Source organism: Clostridium sp. AF12-41 (assembly GCF_003461685.1).
Lineage (GTDB): Bacteria > Bacillota > Clostridia > Lachnospirales > Lachnospiraceae > Otoolea > Otoolea fessa.
The window spans coordinates 538144-558639 of record NZ_QTXO01000001.1 but is presented as its reverse complement, the minus strand read 5'-3'; the positions used below and the strand labels follow the sequence as shown (position 1 = coordinate 558639).

12 protein-coding genes are annotated in these 20496 nt (G+C 49.6%); 11 read left to right on the top strand and 1 reads right to left on the bottom strand.

Annotated elements, in window-relative coordinates; genetic code table 11:
* The first annotated feature begins 255 nt into the window (after positions 1-255).
* The 4 genes from DWV73_RS02450 to DWV73_RS02435 all read left to right on the top strand — a co-directional run bounded on the left by DWV73_RS02450 (position 256) and on the right by DWV73_RS02435 (position 8652).
* A complete protein-coding gene (locus tag DWV73_RS02450; protein ID WP_242995705.1) occupies positions 256-2004 on the top strand; it encodes a VanW family protein in 1749 nt (582 codons plus the stop codon).
* A 346-nt stretch (positions 2005-2350) separates the two neighbouring features.
* Positions 2351-5887 carry a pyruvate:ferredoxin (flavodoxin) oxidoreductase gene (gene nifJ, locus DWV73_RS02445; protein ID WP_117795477.1) on the top strand — a complete coding sequence of 1179 codons (3537 nt, stop codon included), beginning with the start codon at positions 2351-2353 and terminating at the stop codon, positions 5885-5887.
* A 298-nt stretch (positions 5888-6185) separates the two neighbouring features.
* Positions 6186-7109: an alpha/beta hydrolase gene (locus tag DWV73_RS02440; RefSeq protein WP_117795475.1), complete on the top strand. Its 924-nt coding sequence runs from the start codon at positions 6186-6188 to the stop codon at positions 7107-7109.
* Between the two features lie 145 nt (positions 7110-7254).
* On the top strand, positions 7255-8652 hold the full coding sequence (locus tag DWV73_RS02435; RefSeq protein ID WP_117795473.1) for a nucleobase:cation symporter-2 family protein: 1398 nt from the start codon (positions 7255-7257) through the stop codon (positions 8650-8652).
* A gap of 146 nt (positions 8653-8798) precedes the next feature.
* Here DWV73_RS02435 and DWV73_RS12695 read toward each other — a convergent pair whose 3' ends face one another.
* On the bottom strand, positions 8799-9923 hold the full coding sequence (locus DWV73_RS12695; RefSeq protein WP_181986195.1) for an NTP transferase domain-containing protein: 1125 nt from the start codon (positions 9921-9923) through the stop codon (positions 8799-8801).
* A gap of 147 nt (positions 9924-10070) precedes the next feature.
* Here DWV73_RS12695 and DWV73_RS02425 point away from each other — a divergent pair, with 147 nt between their 5' ends.
* The 7 genes from DWV73_RS02425 (at position 10071) to codY (ending at position 20123) form a co-directional block, all read left to right on the top strand.
* Complete coding sequence (locus DWV73_RS02425; RefSeq protein ID WP_117795471.1) at positions 10071-10934, top strand: FAD binding domain-containing protein; 864 nt, start codon at positions 10071-10073, stop codon at positions 10932-10934.
* Between the two features lie 59 nt (positions 10935-10993).
* Entirely contained in the window at positions 10994-11470 is a 477-nt protein-coding gene (locus tag DWV73_RS02420; protein WP_107000403.1) for a (2Fe-2S)-binding protein, read from the top strand.
* Positions 11467-13779, top strand: coding sequence for a molybdopterin cofactor-binding domain-containing protein (locus DWV73_RS02415; RefSeq protein WP_106999931.1), 2313 nt, complete (start codon positions 11467-11469; stop codon positions 13777-13779). The genes DWV73_RS02420 and DWV73_RS02415 overlap by 4 nt, the downstream gene beginning before the upstream one ends.
* A gap of 342 nt (positions 13780-14121) precedes the next feature.
* Positions 14122-15765, top strand: a complete 1644-nt coding sequence (locus DWV73_RS02410) for a YifB family Mg chelatase-like AAA ATPase (protein WP_117795469.1) — start codon at positions 14122-14124, stop codon at positions 15763-15765.
* A gap of 102 nt (positions 15766-15867) precedes the next feature.
* Complete coding sequence (dprA, locus tag DWV73_RS02405; protein WP_242995704.1) at positions 15868-17100, top strand: DNA-processing protein DprA; 1233 nt, start codon at positions 15868-15870, stop codon at positions 17098-17100.
* Between the two features lie 9 nt (positions 17101-17109).
* The gene (gene topA / locus DWV73_RS02400; RefSeq protein ID WP_117795467.1) at positions 17110-19179 is read left to right on the top strand and encodes a type I DNA topoisomerase; all 2070 of its coding nucleotides are present in this window, start codon (positions 17110-17112) and stop codon (positions 19177-19179) included.
* Positions 19180-19322: 143 nt separating this feature from the next.
* Positions 19323-20123 carry a GTP-sensing pleiotropic transcriptional regulator CodY gene (codY, locus tag DWV73_RS02395; protein ID WP_117795465.1) on the top strand — a complete coding sequence of 267 codons (801 nt, stop codon included), beginning with the start codon at positions 19323-19325 and terminating at the stop codon, positions 20121-20123.
* Positions 20124-20496 lie beyond the last annotated feature (373 nt).

Below are 20496 nucleotides of genomic sequence, written 5' to 3'. Positions count from 1 at the left end.
AAAGAAGAAGCGCTATACAAAAAACAGAGCGGCTGTGGAAATTTGTACCAGGAAACGGTTGTGGGGATCAAAAAAATTTATAAGTTAATTTAAGAATTATGTTATTTTCTTTTCCTGGAATTGTGCTATACTGTAGCAGGGATATTTTCAAATAAACACATATAATAAAATTTCATGGAAAAGACGGACAGGTGATGGAAAATGAGTGAGTACAACAGAAATTCTTCAGGAGGAAGGAATTTTGAACATAGAGGATTGGAGGGCGGAACGCTGAGTTCGTACAGCAGTACCGGGCATCGTTCGTCGTCCGGAACATCCAGCCATACAAAAAGTACAGCTGCGCACACAAGCACGGGACGCCGGGATACTGCGATGAACCGGGCGGCAGCCGGTCGGAGTGGGCATACTTCCGGGCGTTATAAAAAGAAGAGAAGAAACCGTCTGGATATTACACAGATCCTTTTGATCGTGATCGGTGTCCTGGCGGTTATCCTGATAGCGGCGATTGCCTCCCGCGGGTGCGGTGGGGGCAGCGCGGCAGGCGGGGCGACCGAATCGGATGCCGTACAGGAGAGTACCGTGGCAGATGGAGAGGTGACCGTCAACGGTGTCAATATTTACGGAATGACGCAGGAGGAGGCGCGCAAGGCGATCCTTGATTCATTTGACTGGAAGATGAAGGTCAAATACGAGGACAAAGAGGCCGACGTCACCAATCTGATGGCGGATAAAGTTGATCAGCTTCTCGAGGAGATCTATGCAAGTGATCTGAAACCGGGTGAGACATATGAAGTCAACACGGAAAATATGATCGAGGATGCCAAGGCAGAGGCAGCACTGATTGCCGGAAACTGGAATATGGCAGCCAAGAGCGGCGGTATCTCCGGTTACAATAAGGAAACGGGCAAGTTTGAGTTCAGCGAGGGCACCAAGGGACTTGTCATCGATCAGGACAAGCTGGCACAGGCGATGGTCGATGCGATTGACAAGAAAGAGTTTGATGCCGTTCTGACCGCAGAGACGAAGGAAGTCGCAGCGGATTCGTCGGTACAGGATAAGTACAAGACAATGTCCACCTACACAACCACGACGACCTCCAACAGCAACCGAAACGAGAATATCCGTCTGGCGGTCGCAGCGTTAAACGGAATGATTGTCAAACCAGGACAGGAATTTTCCTTTAACAATACGACCGGTGCGAGAACCGAAGAAAAAGGCTACAAGCCGGCAACCGCATACTTAAATGGCGAGGTTGTCCAGGAGCCAGGCGGCGGCGTCTGCCAGGTATCTTCAACCTTATATAACGCGGTTGTATTTGCGGGGCTTAAAAGTACGGAGCGCCACGCACACAGCTACGAGCCGTCCTACGTTACACCGGGCGAGGATGCGGCAGTCAGCTACGGCGGACCGGACTTCAAGTTCGTCAACAACTCGGAATATCCGCTGGCTATCAAGGCAAGCTTCAGCGCATCGGATCGAAAACTGACGATCGCACTGTATGGAGTTCCGATTCTGAAAGAGGGTGTCAAGATTCGTATGTCTTCTGAGAAGACAAGCGAGATTGATCCGCCGTCTGCGGTTTATACCGAGGATGGTTCCTTGCAGCCGGGGCAGGAAGTGCAGACAAAGGCAGCGACTCCGGGCAGCCGCTGGTCCACGGATCTGGTTACCTATGAGAATGATAAAGAAGTGAGTCGTGAATTTTTTCACAATAGCAGCTATCGTGGAAAGGCAGCGCAAATCAAACGTAACAGTTCCGCTACTGTAGCGACCAACGCAACGGAGACAACGGCGGCAGCAGAGAGCACCACAGCTGAGACAAATGCAGCTAATGAGAGCACAGCGGCACATGAGACAACCACAGCGGCACCGTCCAGCTCTGGCGGCGAGACAAAAGCTCCGACCACGACAGCGGCGGAATCCAACGAAGGACCACAGGAGACAACTCCAGAGCCAGAGGAAACGAATCCGGTTGTGGAAGCAAATGGACCTGGAAGCAATTAAAACCAAGGAAAAACTAAGGTGAAATATAGAAAGTGCTGTAAGATAGATTGCAAAAATGAATGATAAAAGGGCATTCAAGCGGCATTTGAATGAAAAGCACCGCTGGATGGAGAGTCTTTCTTCGTCTGGCGGCGCTTTTTTTCATATTTTGTGATTTTACCGACTATCTGAAAAAACAGTAGACAGCTTTTTTGTAATTGTTCGAAAAATAATACCGGATATTAATCAAATTTATTTGCATTTTGACGAGAATTTGTTATAATATTATCAGGTAAATTTCCAGGACAATCTATTTGGGGAGATTTATTACTGAATACATTCACTATCAATAGGAGGAATATTCATTATGGCAAGAAAGATGAAAACCATGGATGGAAACCACGCAGCAGCGCATGCTTCTTACGCATACACCGACGTGGCAGCTATCTATCCGATTACCCCTTCTTCTCCGATGGCTGAGGCTACCGATGAATGGGCAACAGACGGAAGAACCAATATTTTCGGCCACACAGTTCAGATTACAGAGATGCAGTCTGAGGCAGGTGCAGCAGGTGCAGTACACGGATCTCTGGCAGCAGGTGCGCTGACAACCACGTACACCGCTTCCCAGGGTCTGCTTCTGATGATCCCGAACTTATACAAGATTGCAGGTGAGCAGCTCCCGGGCGTATTTAATGTTTCTGCTCGTGCACTGGCCAGCCATGCGTTATCCATCTTTGGTGACCATTCTGATATTTATGCGTGCCGTCAGACAGGCTGCGCGATGCTGTGTGAATCCAGCGTACAGGAAGTTATGGATTTAACCCCGGTTGCACATCTGGCATCCATCAAGGGCAAGATTCCGTTCATTAACTTCTTTGATGGTTTCCGTACATCCCATGAGATTCAGAAGATCGAGACCTGGGATTATGAAGATCTGAAAGATATGGCAGATATGGATGCAATCGATGCATTCCGTAAGAATGCACTGAACCCGAACCACCCGTGTCAGCGCGGTTCTGCTCAGAACCCGGATATCTTCTTTCAGGTAAGAGAGGCTTGCAACCCGTACTACGATGCACTTCCGGCGATTGTTCAGGAATACATGGACAAGGTCAATGAGAAGATTGGCACAGACTACAAGCTGTTCAACTACTATGGCGCTCCGGATGCAGAGCACGTTATCATCGCAATGGGTTCTGTCAACGATACCATCGAGGAGACGATCGATTACCTCGTAGCAGCTGGAAAGAAAGTTGGCGTTGTAAAGGTTCGCCTGTACCGTCCGTTCGTAGCCAGCGCACTGGTAGACGCTATTCCGGATACAGTTAAGCAGATTTCTGTATTAGACCGCACCAAAGAGCCAGGTTCCCTTGGCGAGCCGCTTTACCTTGATGTAGTAGCAGCATTAAAGGGTACAAAATTCGATCAGACTCCGATCTTCACAGGTCGTTACGGACTTGGTTCCAAGGATACCACACCGGCTCAGATCGTAGCTGTATATGAGAACACAACCAAGAAACAGTTCACCATCGGTATCGTAGATGATGTTACCAACCTTTCCCTGGAGCTTGGCGCACCGCTTGTTACCACTCCGGAAGGAACTGTAAACTGTAAGTTCTGGGGTCTTGGTGCCGACGGTACTGTAGGTGCAAACAAGAACTCTATCAAGATCATCGGCGATAATACCGATATGTACGCACAGGCTTACTTCGATTATGACTCCAAGAAATCTGGTGGTGTTACAATGTCCCACCTTCGTTTCGGTCATAAACCGATCAAATCCACCTACCTGATCCACAAGGCAAACTTCGTTGCCTGTCACAACCCGGCTTACATCCGTAAGTACAACATGGTTCAGGAACTGGTTGACGGCGGTACATTCCTGTTAAACTGCCCGTGGAACATGGAAGAGCTGGAGCAGCACTTACCGGGACAGGTTAAGAAGTTCATCGCTGACCACAAGATTAAATTCTACACCATCGACGGTGTTAAACTGGGTATCGAGACCGGTATGGGTCCGACCCGTATCAATACCATCCTTCAGTCCGCATTCTTCAAGCTGGCAAATATTATTCCGGAGGAGAGAGCGATCGAACTGATGAAGGCTGCTGCAAAGGCAACCTACGGTCGTAAGGGCGAAGATGTTGTTAAGAAAAACTGGGCTGCTATCGATGCAGGCGCTCAGAACGTTGTAGAGATTCAGGTTCCGGAAAGCTGGAAGAACGGCGAGGACGAGGGACTTGAGATGACTCACGCAACCGAGGGAAGAGCAGACGTTGTTAAGTTTGTCAACACCGTTCAGGCTGCTGTCAATGCTCAGGAGGGTAACAACCTGCCGGTATCTGCATTTACCGATTATGTAGATGGTACAACTCCGTCTGGTTCCGCTGCATACGAGAAACGTGGTATCGCAGTCAATGTACCGGTTTGGAATCCGGACAACTGTATCCAGTGTAACTTCTGTTCTTATGTGTGCCCGCACGCAGTTATCCGCCCGATCGCGATGACCGAGGAAGAGGCTGCTGCCGCTCCGGAAGGAACAAAGACACTGCCACTTACAGGTATGCCGCAGTACAAGTTCGTGATGACTATTTCTTCCCTGGATTGTACCGGATGTGGTTCCTGTGCAAATGTCTGCCCGGGCAAGAAGGGTGAGAAAGCACTTACGATGGTAAGTCTTGACAAGAATCTGGAGGCTCAGAAGGGTTATGACTACGGTCAGACACTTCCGATCAAACAGGATGTCATTGATAAATATAAAGAGACAACCGTTAAGGGAAGCCAGTTCAAACAGCCGTTACTTGAGTTCTCCGGCGCTTGTGCAGGATGCGGCGAGACTCCGTACGCAAAACTGATTACTCAGCTGTTCGGCGATCGTATGTACATTGCCAACGCAACCGGATGCTCCTCTATCTGGGGCAACTCTTCACCGTCCACACCTTACACCATGAACAAGGCTGGCAAGGGTCCGGCTTGGGACAACTCCCTGTTCGAGGACAACGCAGAGTTCGGTTATGGTATGCTTCTGGCTCAGAACGCAATCCGTGACGGCTTAAAGGGTAAGGTTGAGGCTGTGATGGCGGCAGAACAGGCGACCGATGAAGTGAAAGTAGCTTGCAAAGAGTGGCTGGATACTTACGGAATCGGTGCATTGAACGGCGCAGCTACCGACAAGCTGGTAGAGGCTCTGGATGGCATCGACTGCCCGAACTGCAAGGATATTGTGAAGAACAAAGACTTCCTCGCTAAGAAATCCCAGTGGGTATTCGGTGGCGACGGTTGGGCTTACGATATCGGTTTCGGCGGTGTTGACCACGTACTTGCTTCTGGCAAGGATATCAACATCATGGTATATGATACCGAGGTTTACTCCAACACAGGCGGACAGTCCTCTAAGGCAACTCCGACCGGTGCAGTTGCACAGTTCGCAGCAGGTGGTAAAGATGTGAAGAAGAAAGATCTTGCTTCCATCGCTATGAGTTACGGCTATGTATACGTTGCTCAGATTTCTATGGGTGCTGACTATGCTCAGACTGTTAAGGCTCTTGCTGAGGCAGAGGCATATCCGGGTCCGTCCTTAATCATCGCTTACGCTCCGTGTATCAACCACGGTATCAAGAAGGGTATGGATAAGGCTCAGACTGAGGAGAAACTGGCAGTAGAGTGCGGTTACTGGCACAACTTCCGTTACAATCCGGCTGCAGAGGACAAGAAGTTCACTCTGGACAGCAAGGCACCGACAGGTGACTATCAGGCATTCTTAAAGGGTGAGGTTCGTTACGCATCTCTGGCTCTGAAGAATCCGGATAGAGCCGGCGCGCTGGATGCAAAGAACGAGGAAGAGGCAAAGGCTAGATACCAGTACCTGAACAAGCTCGTTACTCTGTATACAAACAACTAATGAATCACTGATTCATGAATATATGACATACGATATATAAAACGTATGACTGCAGAAGCTCCGTCGAAAGATGGAGCTTTTGTTGTGTAATAGGAAATTCCTTGGAATTCCCTATTACACAACAAGGCACGTTCTTTTTTTAAGGGGGAAAATTGTATAATAGAGTGTTTTTGTGGTATCCTGTATATGAAAAGGATCTGAAAATTATATGCTTCAATAAAACAGGAAAATAAAAAATATTTCAGGCAATGTTGAGAGAGCTAATTCGATATAGCATTTAGAAAGCGGGGAAATCAGGATGGCACAGGGCAAAGATTTTTATATTCCATTTCAGGATGGGAGCGGCAGAATCCATGGCATCTGCTGGGAGCCGGAGGAAACACCGTGGGCGGTCATTCAGGTGGCGCACGGTATGATCGAGCACATTGGCAGATACGAAGAATTTGCACAGGCGATGAACCGGGCGGGGATTGCGGTCATCGGGCACGATCATCCGGGACATGGAGGGACAGCAAAACCGGGGGAATTGGGCGAGTTCGCGGAGAAAAACGGTGTCCGCCGCGTGATCGGTGCGATGGCGCAGGTGGCACGTTTTGCGAAACACAAGTTTCAGGGCATTCCGCATATTCTTTTGGGGCATAGCATGGGTTCGTTTTTTGGACGCCGTTTTATCACGCATTATGGAGAATGGCTGGACGGCGCAATTTTCATGGGAACCGGAAGCCAGCCGGAACCACTTTTGTGGCTGGGCGGAACCGTCGTGGCAGCGGCAGCGTGGCTGGAAGGAAGAAATGGACGAAATGAGCGGCTGCACCAGCTGGTTCTTGGAAGCTATAACCACTATTTTGAAAAAGGAAAAACGGAACATCAATGGCTGTCGCGCGTGACGGAGGAGGATGAAAAATACGAGGCGGATCCATACTGCCAGTTTTTATTTACTGATGGGGCATTCGTCGATTTTTTCCAGGTCATGCTGGATTTGAAGCGGAAGAGAGGCTTTGATGGAATTCCGAAAAATCTGCCGATTCTGCTGATATCGGGAGAGGAGGACCCGGTCGGAGAAGGCGGACGCGGTGTGCGGCGCGCGATGGAAGATCTGCAAGAAACCGGATGTACCAATGTGGCGATGCAACTTTATCCGGGGGCAAGGCATGAACTGTTTCATGAGATCAACCGGGAAGAGGTATTTGGTGATATTGTGGACTGGGTAAGTAAGTTATAAGTAATACTTATAACTTACTTAATGAAAAATAATATACAAATGAAAAAACAATCTTTACAGTTCATATGCTTTTTTTTATAATTGAGAATGTTTTGGAAACTGTGTAAAAAGGTAGTTTTAAATTGGGTACAGGGAGAGAAAATCTATGGAAAATGAAAAAAAATTTACGGGACCTGCCTATGAGTTTGAGGCGAAGATGCCGTTAAAACAGGCGATTCCGCTGGGACTGCAGCACGTGCTTGCGATGTTTGTCGGTAACCTGACACCGCTTCTGATCATCACAGGCGCCTGTGGTATCACGGGCGGAAACGATCTGGCACAGTTGCAGATCGAGCTTCTGCAGAATGCGATGTTGGTGGCGGGACTGATCACGCTGCTGCAGTTATTTTCGGTTGGTCCGGTCGGCGGCAAGGTTCCGATTATCATGGGAACCAGCTCTGGTTTCATTGGTGTATTCAACAGCGTGGCGGCTACGATGGGCGGCGGTATTTTAGCGTACGGCGCCATTATGGGTGCTTCGATCATCGGCGGTCTGTTCGAGAGTGTGCTTGGATGCTTCTTAAAGCCGCTTCGCCGATTTTTCCCGTCGGTCGTAACAGGTACGGTCGTTCTTTCGATTGGTCTGTCATTGATCGGGGTCGGCGTCAATTCCTTCGGCGGCGGCAGCTCGGCGCAGGACTTTGGTTCCATGGAAAATATGCTGCTTGCTATTTTTGTCCTGATTGTGATTCTGGCAGTAAAGCACGGAACGAAGGGATATTTAAGTTCTTCCTCGATTCTGGTCGGAATTATTGCCGGTTATGCTGTAGCATTCGTCATGGGTCTGGTGCTTCCGCACACGGGCATTGCAGCGGACGGAACCGAATATACCAAAGCATGGGTATTAAACTGGGATAAGGTAGCACAGGCGAGCTGGATCAGCATTCCGGTGATCGTCCCGGTTAAAATTGTCTTTGATATGCGCGCGATTTTGCCGGTTCTTATCATGTTTATTGTAACCGCTGTTGAGACGGTCGGAGATATTTCCGGTGTCGTTGAGGGCGGTATGGACCGTGAGGCGACCGATAAAGAGCTTTCCGGCGGCGTTATCTGCGATGGACTTGGTTCCAGTATTGCGGCGCTGTTCGGTGTTCTTCCGAACACTTCGTTCAGCCAGAACGTAGGTCTGGTTACGATGACAAAGGTAGTCAACCGCATGGCACTTGCAACCGGTGCGGTATTCCTGATTCTGTGCGGTTTGATTCCGAAGCTGGGTGCGATCGTTTCGATCATGCCGCAGTCGGTACTGGGAGGCGCAGCGGTTATGATGTTCTCTTCGATCGTAGTTAGCGGTATTCAGCTTATCACGAAAGAGAAGATGACTTCACGCAACCTGACCATCGTCTCTGTTGCACTGGGTGTTGGTTACGGCATGGGTGCACATGCAACCATCCTTTCCAAGATGCCGGAAGCAATTCAGCTTGTATTCGGCGGATCTGGTATCGTTCCGGCAGCTTTCATGGCGATTATCCTGAATGTGCTGCTGCCGAAGGATGAGGCGTAAGAAATAGGAAGATTAGAAAAAGGTCATAGGTACATAAAAATATAAGATCCATCTATAAAATATGGAATGTATGGCTGAAAGTGATACGTAGATTGATAAAAAGGGACTGGCATCATGCTGCATGTGTGATGTCAGTCCTTATAGTTTTATTCGATTGTTACCAGATTCTCCAGGCGTTTGAGCTCCTCCGGCGTGTCTACATCCATCAATTCCTCCGGCACTTCGGCAGTCACATACTGGACAACGTCCGGATGCTGGCGGAGAACATGGCTTCCGCCAGCTTTTTCCGGCAGATGGAGCAGTTCGTCAAAATATGCCCGGTCGAAGAGAATCGGGCTTCCGACGGTGGTTGAGACGGAAGGTTCGGGAGAAGCCGTCATTTGGACGCTGCAGAGCTGTACGATCGGTGATTTTTCCGCAATTCCTGAATTCTGAGGCAATTTTGATTCCAAAATAGAAAAATCAGAATCTGGGAAAACAGATTTTGAGTGACCTGGTGATATTCTGCATTCGAGATAGCGCCGGCATATCCGTTCCAGTGTCCGTGGACGCAGAAGCGGCTGATCGCCGAGTGCAAAGAGACAGCCTGATAAATCCGGGTGCCTTTTTAACATGTGTGTAAGTCCCAGACAGAGCGCCTCGTTCCGATTGGGAAGTGTATGAATCAGCACCGGAATCCCCAGGGACTGACAGTAATCGTGAACCTCCCGGGAGCGCGTCACAACGAGACGATCGGCAAAGAGCGGAACAGAACCGGTCACATCCAGAACCGAGTGGATGAGCGGAGCACCGTGGAACGAAGCCATGAGCTTGTTCAAGCCGAAACGTTTTCCAAGACCGGAGGCCATGATGATGCAGGCGACCCGGACATCGTTTGAATTTTGCAAACAAGTGAAAGAGGGCATTTGTGTTCCAGAAGAGAAAAAAACAGATTTCCGCCTGCAAAAAAATTCTTCATATAATTGTTGCCCACTCTCCGTACATGCATCCCGATATGCCTCATACTTAGCCAGAAACTCCCTCGCCTCCGCCGTCATCTGGCTGCCTCCGCCGCCTTTTCCGCCGGTGGTGCGGACGGTCAGTGGAAATCCAAGCGTGGCTTCGGCGGAGCGGATAATCCGAAGTGCTTTTGTATACGCCATATTCATGGACAGAGCGGCGGAGCGGAGCGAGCCGGTTTCATCGATGGCATGAAGAAGCTGACGAGGACCTTCGCCAAAGAAACGATGGTTTTCGTCATTGCAGAGGTAGGTACGGATGGATGGTTTCATAGTTTTGTCAAATCCTCCTAATCTTTTCTGGAAAAAGGGGCCTCGTTGTATTTTAAAAATAACAACGGAATTATACCATGTTTTATGCTATAATAAAAGATGGATAATTTTGTTATTTAAGAAATAGATGAAAAAGAGGAAAAACCTATGATGACGATTCGAGAATATAAACGGGTAGAAAGCCTGGAGGAAGCCTGGGAGCTGAATCAGAAAAAAGCGAACCGGGTGATAGGCGGTATGATCTGGCTGAAGATGAGCCGGGGCAATGTAGGAACCGCGATTGATATTTCAGGGCTGGGGCTGGATCAGATAGAGGAGACAGAGGATGCGTTTGAGATTGGCGCGATGGTTACCCTGCGCCAGCTGGAAGAACATCCGGGATTGGCGGCATACACAGACGGTGCCATGCGCGAGTCGGTGCGCCATATCGTCGGCGTGCAGCTTCGGAACCTGGCGACAGTCGGAGGCAGTATCTATGGCAGATTTGGATTTTCAGATGTCCTGACGATGTTCCTGGCGATGGACACCGAAGTGGAACTTTACAAAGCTGGACGGATGCCGTTGGTGGAATTTGCAAAACAGATCGGCGGCCGGGACATTTTAGTCAAATTAATTGTCCATAAAGACAAAGCCGTATATCACTACCAGTCCGTGCGGAATACGCAGACTGATTTTCCAGTGCTGACCTGTGCAGCGGCGAAACGGGCGGATGGAGCATATCGTTTTAGCATCGGTGCGCGTCCGGGGCGTGCTGTGTTGTTCGAGGCATCAGCGGAGACAATACAGGCGCTTATAGAGGAAAAGCAAAAGGCTGAAACAAAAGCAGATGCGGATGCCGATACCAGAGAAAGTCAGGACAAGACGCAGACCGGGAAGAAAGCAGCCTGTCTTGCAAAGTGGATCCGTGATCAGGTTCAGACGTCTTCAAATATGCGCGGCAGCGCTGAATACCGGAAACATTTAACCGGTGTTCTGATAAAGCGGGCGGTGCGTGTGCTGGAAGAGTGCTAAACGAAATAGGACAATAAAATGATCGTATAACAGTATGAATATTAGGAGATTCACATATGATGCAGATAACGATTACTCTAAATGGAACGAAGATTTCCCCGGAGATTGAACCGGATACGCTTCTGATTGATCTGGTACGCAGTCAGGGCTGTTACAGTGTCAAGCGCGGCTGCGAGACGGCAAACTGCGGACTCTGTACCGTATTTCTGGATGAAAAACCAGTGCTTTCCTGTTCCGTGCTGGCGGCGCGGGCGGACGGTCACAGCGTGACGACGCTGGAAGGACTCCAGGAGGAGGCAAAAGAATTTGGCGCATTCATTGCCGATCAGGGAGCCGAACAGTGCGGCTTCTGTAATCCGGGCTTTATCATGAATGCGCTGGCGCTGTTCCGGGAAAAAGAGTTCCCGGAGGAGGATGAAATCCGCGAATATCTGGCAGGAAACCTGTGCCGCTGTTCCGGTTATGAAGGACAGCTTCGCGGCATTCTGGCATTTTTAGACTGGAAGAGAGAAAAACAGAAGGAGGCGGCAGAATGAGAGTGGTCAATACTTCTGTACGAAAAAAAGATGCGATGCAGCTGGTAACCGGACAGCCGGTTTACGTGGATGATCTGGCGCCGCAGGACTGCCTGATCGTCAAACTTCTGCGTTCCCCGTATGCGAATGCGATGGTAAAAACGATCAACACCGCGATCGCAATGAAAGTTCCGGGCATCGAGGCAATTTATACCTGGGAGGATGTGCCGCAGGATGCAAAGCGCTACACACAGGCGGGGCAGACATACCCGGAGGCGAGCCCGTATGACCGTCTCCTGATCGACCGCCATGTCCGTTTTCAGGGCGATATTGTGGCGATTGTAGCAGGAAAAGATGAAAAATGTGTCGATAAAGCACTCCGCCTGATCAAGGTACAGTACGAAGTCTTAGAGCCGGTTCTGGATTTCCATACGTCAAAGGACAACCCGATCCTGGTTCACCCAGAGGACAACTGGGAGAGTCTTGCTCCGGTCGGCGCAGACAACAAGCGCAACCTCTGCGCGCACGATGAGTGCGGCAACGGGGATGTCGAGGCGGTTTTAAAGGACTGCGACATCGTGATTGACCATGTATACCACACAAAGCCGTGCCAGCAGACGATGATGGAGACATTCCGTACCTATTGTTCGATCGATACCTACGGAAGATTAAATATTTTAAGTTCCACGCAGATCGTGTTCCACTGTCGCAGAATCGTGGCAAATGCGCTTCATATCCCGAAGTCGATGGTGCGCGTGAGCAAGCCGAGAATCGGCGGGGGTTTTGGTGCGAAGCAGACGGCGGTCTGTGAAGTGTATCCGGCATTCGTTACCTGGATGACGAAAAAACCGTCGAAGCTGATTTATAGCCGGATGGAGACACAGACGGCGTCTTCGCCGCGCCATGAGATGGAGATGCATGTACGTCTGGGCGCGATGAAGGACGGCACGATCCGCGGCATCGATCTTTACACATTGTCCAATACCGGTGCTTACGGCGAGCATGGACCGACAACCGTTGGACTGTCAGGACACAAATCGATCCCGTTGTATGGAAGTGTTGAAGCATTCCGCTTTATCAGCGATGTTGTCTATACGAATATCATGTCGGCAGGCGCGTACCGTGGCTATGGTGCGACACAGGGACTTTTCGCGATCGAGTCGGCGGTCAATGAGCTGGCAGACCAGATTCAGATGGACCGCTTTGAGATCCGCCTGAAAAACATGGTTAAAGAGGGCGATCTGATGCCAGCATATTATAATCAGGTTAATACAAGCTGCGCACTCGACCGTTGTGTAAAAAAAGTGCGTGAGATGATCGGCTGGGAAGACAAATATCCGGTGCGTGACATGGGCAATGGCAAGGTCCGCAGCGTCGGCATGGGTATGGCGATGCAGGGATCGGCAATCACGGCGATGGATGTCGGAAGTGCCCGTCTCAAAGTCAACGACGAAGGGTTCTATACATTGTCGCTCGGAGCGGCAGATATGGGAACCGGCTGTGACACGATTCTGGCGCAGATTGCGGCGGAAGTGCTGGAATGCCCAATTGACGCAATCACGGTGCTGGGCGCGGACACGGATTCATCCCCGTATGACTCAGGTTCTTATGCATCGAGTACGACTTATCTGACCGGAAAAGCGACCGAACGGTGTGCGCTGCGCCTGCGCGAGCAGATCTGTAAACTGGGTGCAGAGCTTCTGGGCGTCCCGGCGGATGCAGTGGAATTTGACGGAAAAGAGGTATTCACAACCGAAAAAGCCGGGGATGAGACGAAGAAGATCGCTCTGGCTGATATCGCAACGGCGTCCATGTACGGGCATGAAATTCCGCTGGAGGTAACCGAGTCGAGAACCGCCCACATTTCCCCGCCTCCGTTTATGGCAGGTGCGGTTGAGCTTGAGATTGATATGGAGACAGGCGAAACCAGCGTTATTAATTATGCGGCAGCGGTAGACTGCGGTACACCGATCAATCCGAATCTGTCCCGCCTGCAGGTTGAGGGCGGTCTGATGCAGGGAATCGGCATGGCGCTGACGGAAAATATTACCCGTAATGCACAGGGTGGTGTGCGTGAAAATTCCCTGATGCAGTATAAGATTCCGACCCGGATTGACTATGGACATTTAAACGTTGAGTTTGAGAGCAGTTATGAGCCATCTGGTCCGTTCGGAGCAAAGTCGATCGGCGAGATTGTTATCAATACGCCGCTTCCGGCGATTGCTGATGCGGTGTACAATGCAGTCGGAAAACGATTCTATGAGCTTCCGATCACGCCGGAGCAGATTGCACGCGCGGCGGCAGAGAAGCTGGGAGAAGATTTTATTTAAAGAGATAGATTAAAAACAAAAAGCTGCAGCAGAATGTTATATGTTAGCATTTTGCTGCAGCGTTTTGTTTTTGTGTGCGCACAATGTCAATTAATTAGTGTCATAGTTCTAAGCTGTTTTGGCTTGCATTCTGCCGCAGGTCTATATATAATGAAAGAGTGAATATCTATTTTAGGTCTGGTAAATCTGATTTCATGATTCAAATCTATTTATTTTAATTTCAAATCAAATTCAAGTAGAATCTCTTTTATCTCAGTATATCGTTAAAAACATTCAAATTTTAAGCCTGTATGATATGAAAAATACAAGGCAAGGTAAAAAATCAATAATAGGGGGAAATATATGTTCAGTAAAATAAACAGTTTCAGCACCCGCGGCATCGATGGCTACCGGATCACGGTGGAGGTTGATGTGAGCAACGGATTGCCGAGTTTTGTCATGGTGGGCTACCTGGCGGAGGAGGTGCGGGAGGCGCAGGAGCGCGTTCGGACCGCACTTCGGAATGCGGGGTTTTGCCTGCCGCCTAAGCGGATCACGGTCAATTTATCGCCAGCCGGGGTGCGGAAAGAGGGAACGGGGTGTGATCTGGCGATCGCGGCAGGAATTTTGAGGTGCTTGTGGGAACAGGGTGAAAAGGCAAAAATAAGAAAGACGGATGAAACCTGCCCGGAAATGGATGGGGTGGAAGATGAGGAGAACAATTCTGCACCGGATTGGGACCAATGGGCGTTTATCGGTGAACTGGGTTTGGACGGCAGCATCAAGCCGTTGACCGGTGTTCTCTCGATGGTCTATGAAGCGCGCCGCTGCGGAATGAAACGGGTTTTTCTATCCGAAGAGAATGTACAGGAGGGACGGGCTGTGGATGGGATCGAGATCGTCGGAGTCCGGGATGTGAAAGCGATGACGGCTTGCCTGCAGCATCCGGAACAGATTCACGGACAATGGTTCACACCAGATCTGTTTCAGGCGGGACAGGAAGAATTTGACGTCGATTTTGATGAGATCGTCGGACTTCCGCTGGTGCGGCAGGCAACCGAGGCGGCAGCAGCGGGGCGTCACAACATTCTCTATATCGGACCGGCTGGAACGGGAAAAACGATGGCAGCTCGGCGTATTCCGACAATTTTGCCGCCGCTTACGCTGGAGGAAAGCATTGAAGTTTCGAAGATATACAGTATCTGCGGTCTCCTGAAGCCAGACACACCGCTGGTTTTGCAGCGTCCGTTCCGCAGCCCGCATCACAGCACGACCGCCCAGGCGATGGCGGGCGGAGGACGAAATCCGAAGCCCGGGGAGATCTCACTCGCTAGTTATGGAACCCTCTTTTTAGATGAGTTAACGGAGTTTCAGCCGAAAATTTTGGATCTGCTGCGTCAGCCGATGGAGGAAGGAAGCATCACGGTTTCCCGTCTCAACCAGACGGTTGTATTTCCGGCAAAAACGATGATTGCGGCGGCGATGAATCCCTGCAAATGCGGTTTTTTCCCAGATTTGGGAAAATGCCGTTGTACTCCAACCCAGATCCGCCGGTATCTGAACCGCGTTTCGGGACCATTTTTAGATCGGATCGATATTGGGGTGGAAGTACCGCGGCAGGATTTGGGTATGATGGCTTCAGAGAAGAGTATAGATGAGGGGAGTTTTCCACAGACGGAGCAGAGGAATTCCTCCGCTGTCATGCGCGCCCGCGTCATGGAGGCGCGCGCTCGACAGGAAAAGAGGTTTGCAGACGAATCTATCTCCTACAACAGCCAGATGACCCGCCGCCAGATCGAAAAGTATTGCCGTCTATCCGGGGAAGATGTGGTATTTCTGGAAAAGGTCGAACGGCATCAGGGAATCAGTGCCAGGGGACACGGAAAGATTTTAAAAGTAGCGCGCACACTTGCCGATCTGGATGGACAGGCGGAGATCGGGCGGACGCAGTTGGCGGAGGCGATTGGATTCCGGAGTTTTGAAAAAAAATATTGGGGGAGTCTCTGAAAAGAAGCATGTCTAAAAGATCGAAAGAATAAAAAGTTTAACAAGGGTTGTAATTGTTATATGGTAAAAGGCAGCCGATCTGACATATATAGGGGGAAAGATATGGAAATAGGAAAAGAAGAGAGCAATGTACAGAATACTCAGCTTTCTATGCAGGAACTATATGGAAAAACACAGGAACCGCTGCATAAAAAAGTGCTTCTGACAGAAAATATGCAGTATTCCGACCGTGAGCGCATCCATGCCTACTGGTTATCGAGAGTGGATGGAATCGGCGCGGTGACGGCGGCTAAATTATATGAATCGTGCGGCAGTTTTGAGGGAATCTATGAGCGGGTTTTATATAATAGGAAGAAACTGGATCCGTTTATATGTTCCTTTCTCGGAAAAGCTGTGAAAAAGGGGCTGGAGGAAGCGGTTCTGCTCTTCAAACAGCGCGTGGAAGAATACGATAGGCTGGAGGAACAGGGGGTACGTTTCATTCTGTGCGGTGAGGCGGCATATCCGAAGCGCCTGATGCATATCTATGATAAACCGATGTGGCTGTTTGTGCGTGGAACGCTTCCAGAAGATGCAAAACCATCCGCGGCAGTCATCGGGGCGCGCAGCTGTACGCCATATGGACGACAGGAGGCAGAGTATTTCGGCCGGATTCTGGCAGAAAATGGCGTGCAGGTAGTGAGCGGCATGGCGCTGGGGATCGATCAGGCGGGGCATGCGGGCGCGATGGATGGCGGCGGACTGACGTATGCCGTGATGGGCTGTGGGATTGACACCTGTTATCCGCCATCCGGCATCCGGCTGCATGCGCGCATCCGTGAACAAGGCGGCATATTGTCAGAATATGGACCGGGTGTACCGCCGACGGCATCCCATTTTCCAATCCGGAACCGGATCATCAGCGGACTTTCCGACCTGGTGCTGGTCGTGGAAGCACGAAAAAGAAGCGGCTCCCTGATTACGGCGGATCTGGCGCTGGAACAGGGAAAAGAGGTATTTGCGCTGCCGGGACGGCGCATCGATCCGCTCAGTGAGGGCTGCAACCGGCTGATTGCACAGGGAGCGGGGATCGTGACGAAACCGGAGGATGTGTTGGATTTCTTCCATATAAAATGTAAAAATTCTTGTAAAAAAACAATAAAATCAGTAAATGCACTTGCCAAGTCGGAAAAAATGGTGTATAGTTGCCTAGATTCACAACCGAAACATCTGGAAGCGGTCATGAAAAGCTGTGGGGTGACAGCAGGGGAATGCATGACTGCGCTTTTGAATCTGGAAATGCAGGGATTGATCCTGCAGCCAATGAATCAATATTACGTTAGGAAGATTGTATAGAGGTCTGTTATGGCAAAAAATCTGGTTATTGTAGAGTCTCCGGCGAAAGTCAAGACAATTAAAAAATTTTTGGGTTCCAACTATGAGGTGGACGCCTCCGGCGGTCATGTGCGCGACCTCCCTAAGAGTACGCTGGGAGTGGACGTAGAGCATGGATATGAGCCGAAGTATATCACCATCCGGGGAAAGGGCGATGTGTTGGCGCGTCTGCGGAAAGAGGTTAAAAAAGCAGATAAGATTTATCTCGCAACTGACCCGGACCGCGAGGGAGAGGCGATCTCCTGGCACCTGATGAAAGCATTAAAGCTGGATGAACAGAAAGATAAAAAGGTTTACCGTATCAGTTTCAATGAGATTACAAAAAACGCCGTCAAGGCATCTTTAAAAGAGCCGCGTGCCATCGATGAAAATCTGGTGGATGCACAGCAGGCGAGACGTATGCTCGACCGTATGGTGGGTTACCTCATCAGCCCGCTTCTCTGGGCGAAGGTCAAGAGAGGACTCAGCGCCGGTCGTGTGCAGTCGGTCGCGCTGCGTATGATCTGCGACCGTGAGGAAGAGATCAATGCGTTTATACCGGAAGAATACTGGACGCTGGATGCAAAGCTCCACGTACATGGCTCCAGAAAGAAGCTGACCGCCCATTATTACGGCGATAAGGACGGCAGGAAGGCAATTCACAGCAAAGAGGAAGTGGAGGCGCTTATGAAGCGTCTGGAGGGCTGTGAGTACGAAGTGCGAGATGTGAAGCTGGGCGAGCGCGTGAAGAAGGCGCCGATCCCGTTTACGACCAGTACGCTGCAGCAGGAGGCATCCAAGACGCTGAATTTCTCAACGCAGAAGACGATGCGCCTTGCCCAGCAGCTCTATGAGGGCGTGGATATCAAGGGACGCGGCACAATCGGTCTGATCACCTACCTGCGTACCGATTCCACCCGCATCGCGGCAGAGGCAGATGAGGCGGCGAGAAGTTATATCGGCGACCAGTTTGGGGCAAGTTACGTGTCCGAGGCGCCGGCGGCGGCAAAATCAGACGCCAAGATCCAGGACGCACACGAGGCGATCCGTCCGACCGACATTACACTGACGCCGGTACAGGTAAAAGAACAGCTTTCCAGAGACCAGTTCCGTCTGTACCAGCTTATCTGGAAGCGCTTCACGGCGAGCCGGATGCGCCCGGCGGTTTACGAGACAACCTCCGTCAAGGTAGCAGCCGGAGAGGAGCTTTTCACCCTGTCGGCGTCCAAAATCAAATTTGACGGCTTCATGTCCGTCTATTCACAGGACGAGGATAAGGAGACCGACGGCGTTCTGAACGAGTCGCTGGAAGCAGGCATGAAGCTGGATTTAAACCAGTTAGAACCGGCACAGCATTTTACACAGCCACCGGCACATTATACAGAGGCGTCGCTCGTCAAGGCGCTGGAAGAGCAGGGCATCGGACGGCCAAGTACCTATGCACCGACCATCACGACAATCATCGCGCGCCGCTATGTAGCGAAGGAAAATAAGAACCTCTATGTGACGGAGCTTGGCGAGGTAGTCAACCGGATGATGAAGAAGGCGTTCCCATCCATCGTTGATTTGCAGTTTACGGCAAATATGGAGTACCTGCTCGACAGCATCGGGGACGGCACGATCGGCTGGAAGACCGTTATCGAAAACTTTTATCCGGATCTTGACAAGGCGGTTAAAGAAGCGGAGAAGACGCTTGAGAGCGTCAAGATTGCTGACGAGGTGACGGATGTGATCTGTGACCAGTGCGGGCGCAACATGGTAATTAAGTATGGTCCGCACGGCAAATTCCTTGCCTGCCCTGGATTCCCAGACTGTAAAAACACGAAGCCGTATCTGGAAAAGATCGGCGTGAAGTGCCCGAAATGCGGTGGTGAGATTGTCATCCGTAAATCGAAAAAGGGCAGAAGATATTACGGCTGCGAAAATAACCCGGACTGCGATTTTATGACCTGGCAGAAACCGTCAAAAGAAATGTGTCCGAAATGTGGACATATTATGCTCGAAAAGGGAAATAAGCTTCTTTGTTCTAACGAAGCCTGCGGTTTTGTAAAAAACTCATAAAAACTCTTGAAATAGATATTAATTATTAAAAAAAATGAAAAATACAGAAAAACTCTTGCTATTATACGAAAATCGTGTTACAATTCTTACAGGTTAGGATCGAATTCTAATTTACGATAAAGGCAAAGGAGGTAACTGGTAAAATGAGCGTTCAATTACTGGACAAAACTAGAAAAATTAATAAGTTGTTGCACAACAACCATTCTCATAAGGTTGTGTTCAATGACATTTGTGAAGTCCTCAGTGACATACTGGAATCCAATATTCTCGTAATCAGCAAGAAAGGTAAAGTACTCGGAGTTGCGATTCATGAGGGTGTGGATGAGATCGAAGAGTTGATCAAGGATCAGGTCGGCGGTTTTGTTGACCGTATGTTGAATGAACGCCTTTTAAGCGTTTTGTCAACGAAGGAAAATGTCAACCTTGCTACATTGGGATTCGCCGAGGAGAACGTGAAGAAGTATCAGGCGATCATCACGCCTATTGATATATCCGGTGAGAGACTGGGTACTCTGTTCATCTACAAATCAGATGCACAGTACGACATCGACGATATCATCCTGAGTGAGTACGGAACCACTGTTGTCGGACTTGAGATGATGCGTTCTGTCAACGAGGAGAATGCAGAGGAGACAAGAAAGATCCAGATCGTTAAATCAGCGATCAGCACCTTGTCCTTCTCCGAACTGGAAGCAATTACCCACATCTTCGATGAGCTGGAAGGCAACGAGGGCATTCTGGTAGCCAGCAAGATTGCAGACAGAGTCGGCATTACCCGTTCCGTTATCGTCAATGCACTCCGCAAGTTTGAAAGTGCAGGCGTTATTGAGTCCCGTTCGTCCGGTATGAAGGGAACCTACATTAAGGTTCTGAACGATGTTGTATTTGACGAGTTGAAAGCGTTAAAAGCGCAGAACTCAGCACGTACTCTTCAAAATAGCTAAAACGTGCAAAAAAATCGCCCAAAAGGGCAGAAAAAAAGAACCAAAACTTGGCAAGGAAAATAGACAAAACGCAGTTGAGGAAACTCAACTAAGGTGTGAGGGAAGAAAGAAGAACTCTGAAAAAAGGGTTCTTCTTTTTTTTATATTCAAAATCACATCTTCACGATTTTGATAAAAAACTCGAATATATAGCCGAAAATCAGGATTTAAATCAAAAAAATCGAGAAAAAATCGAAAACGAACTATTTTTCCACTTTTGAAAAAGAAAAAAGGAAAGAAAATCCGAAAAATAGAACGGAATTTTTAAGGAAAAATAGGAAATCAGAAAAACGAAAACATGAAAAAAGAAAGGGGAGGAGAAAAAAAAGAAAAG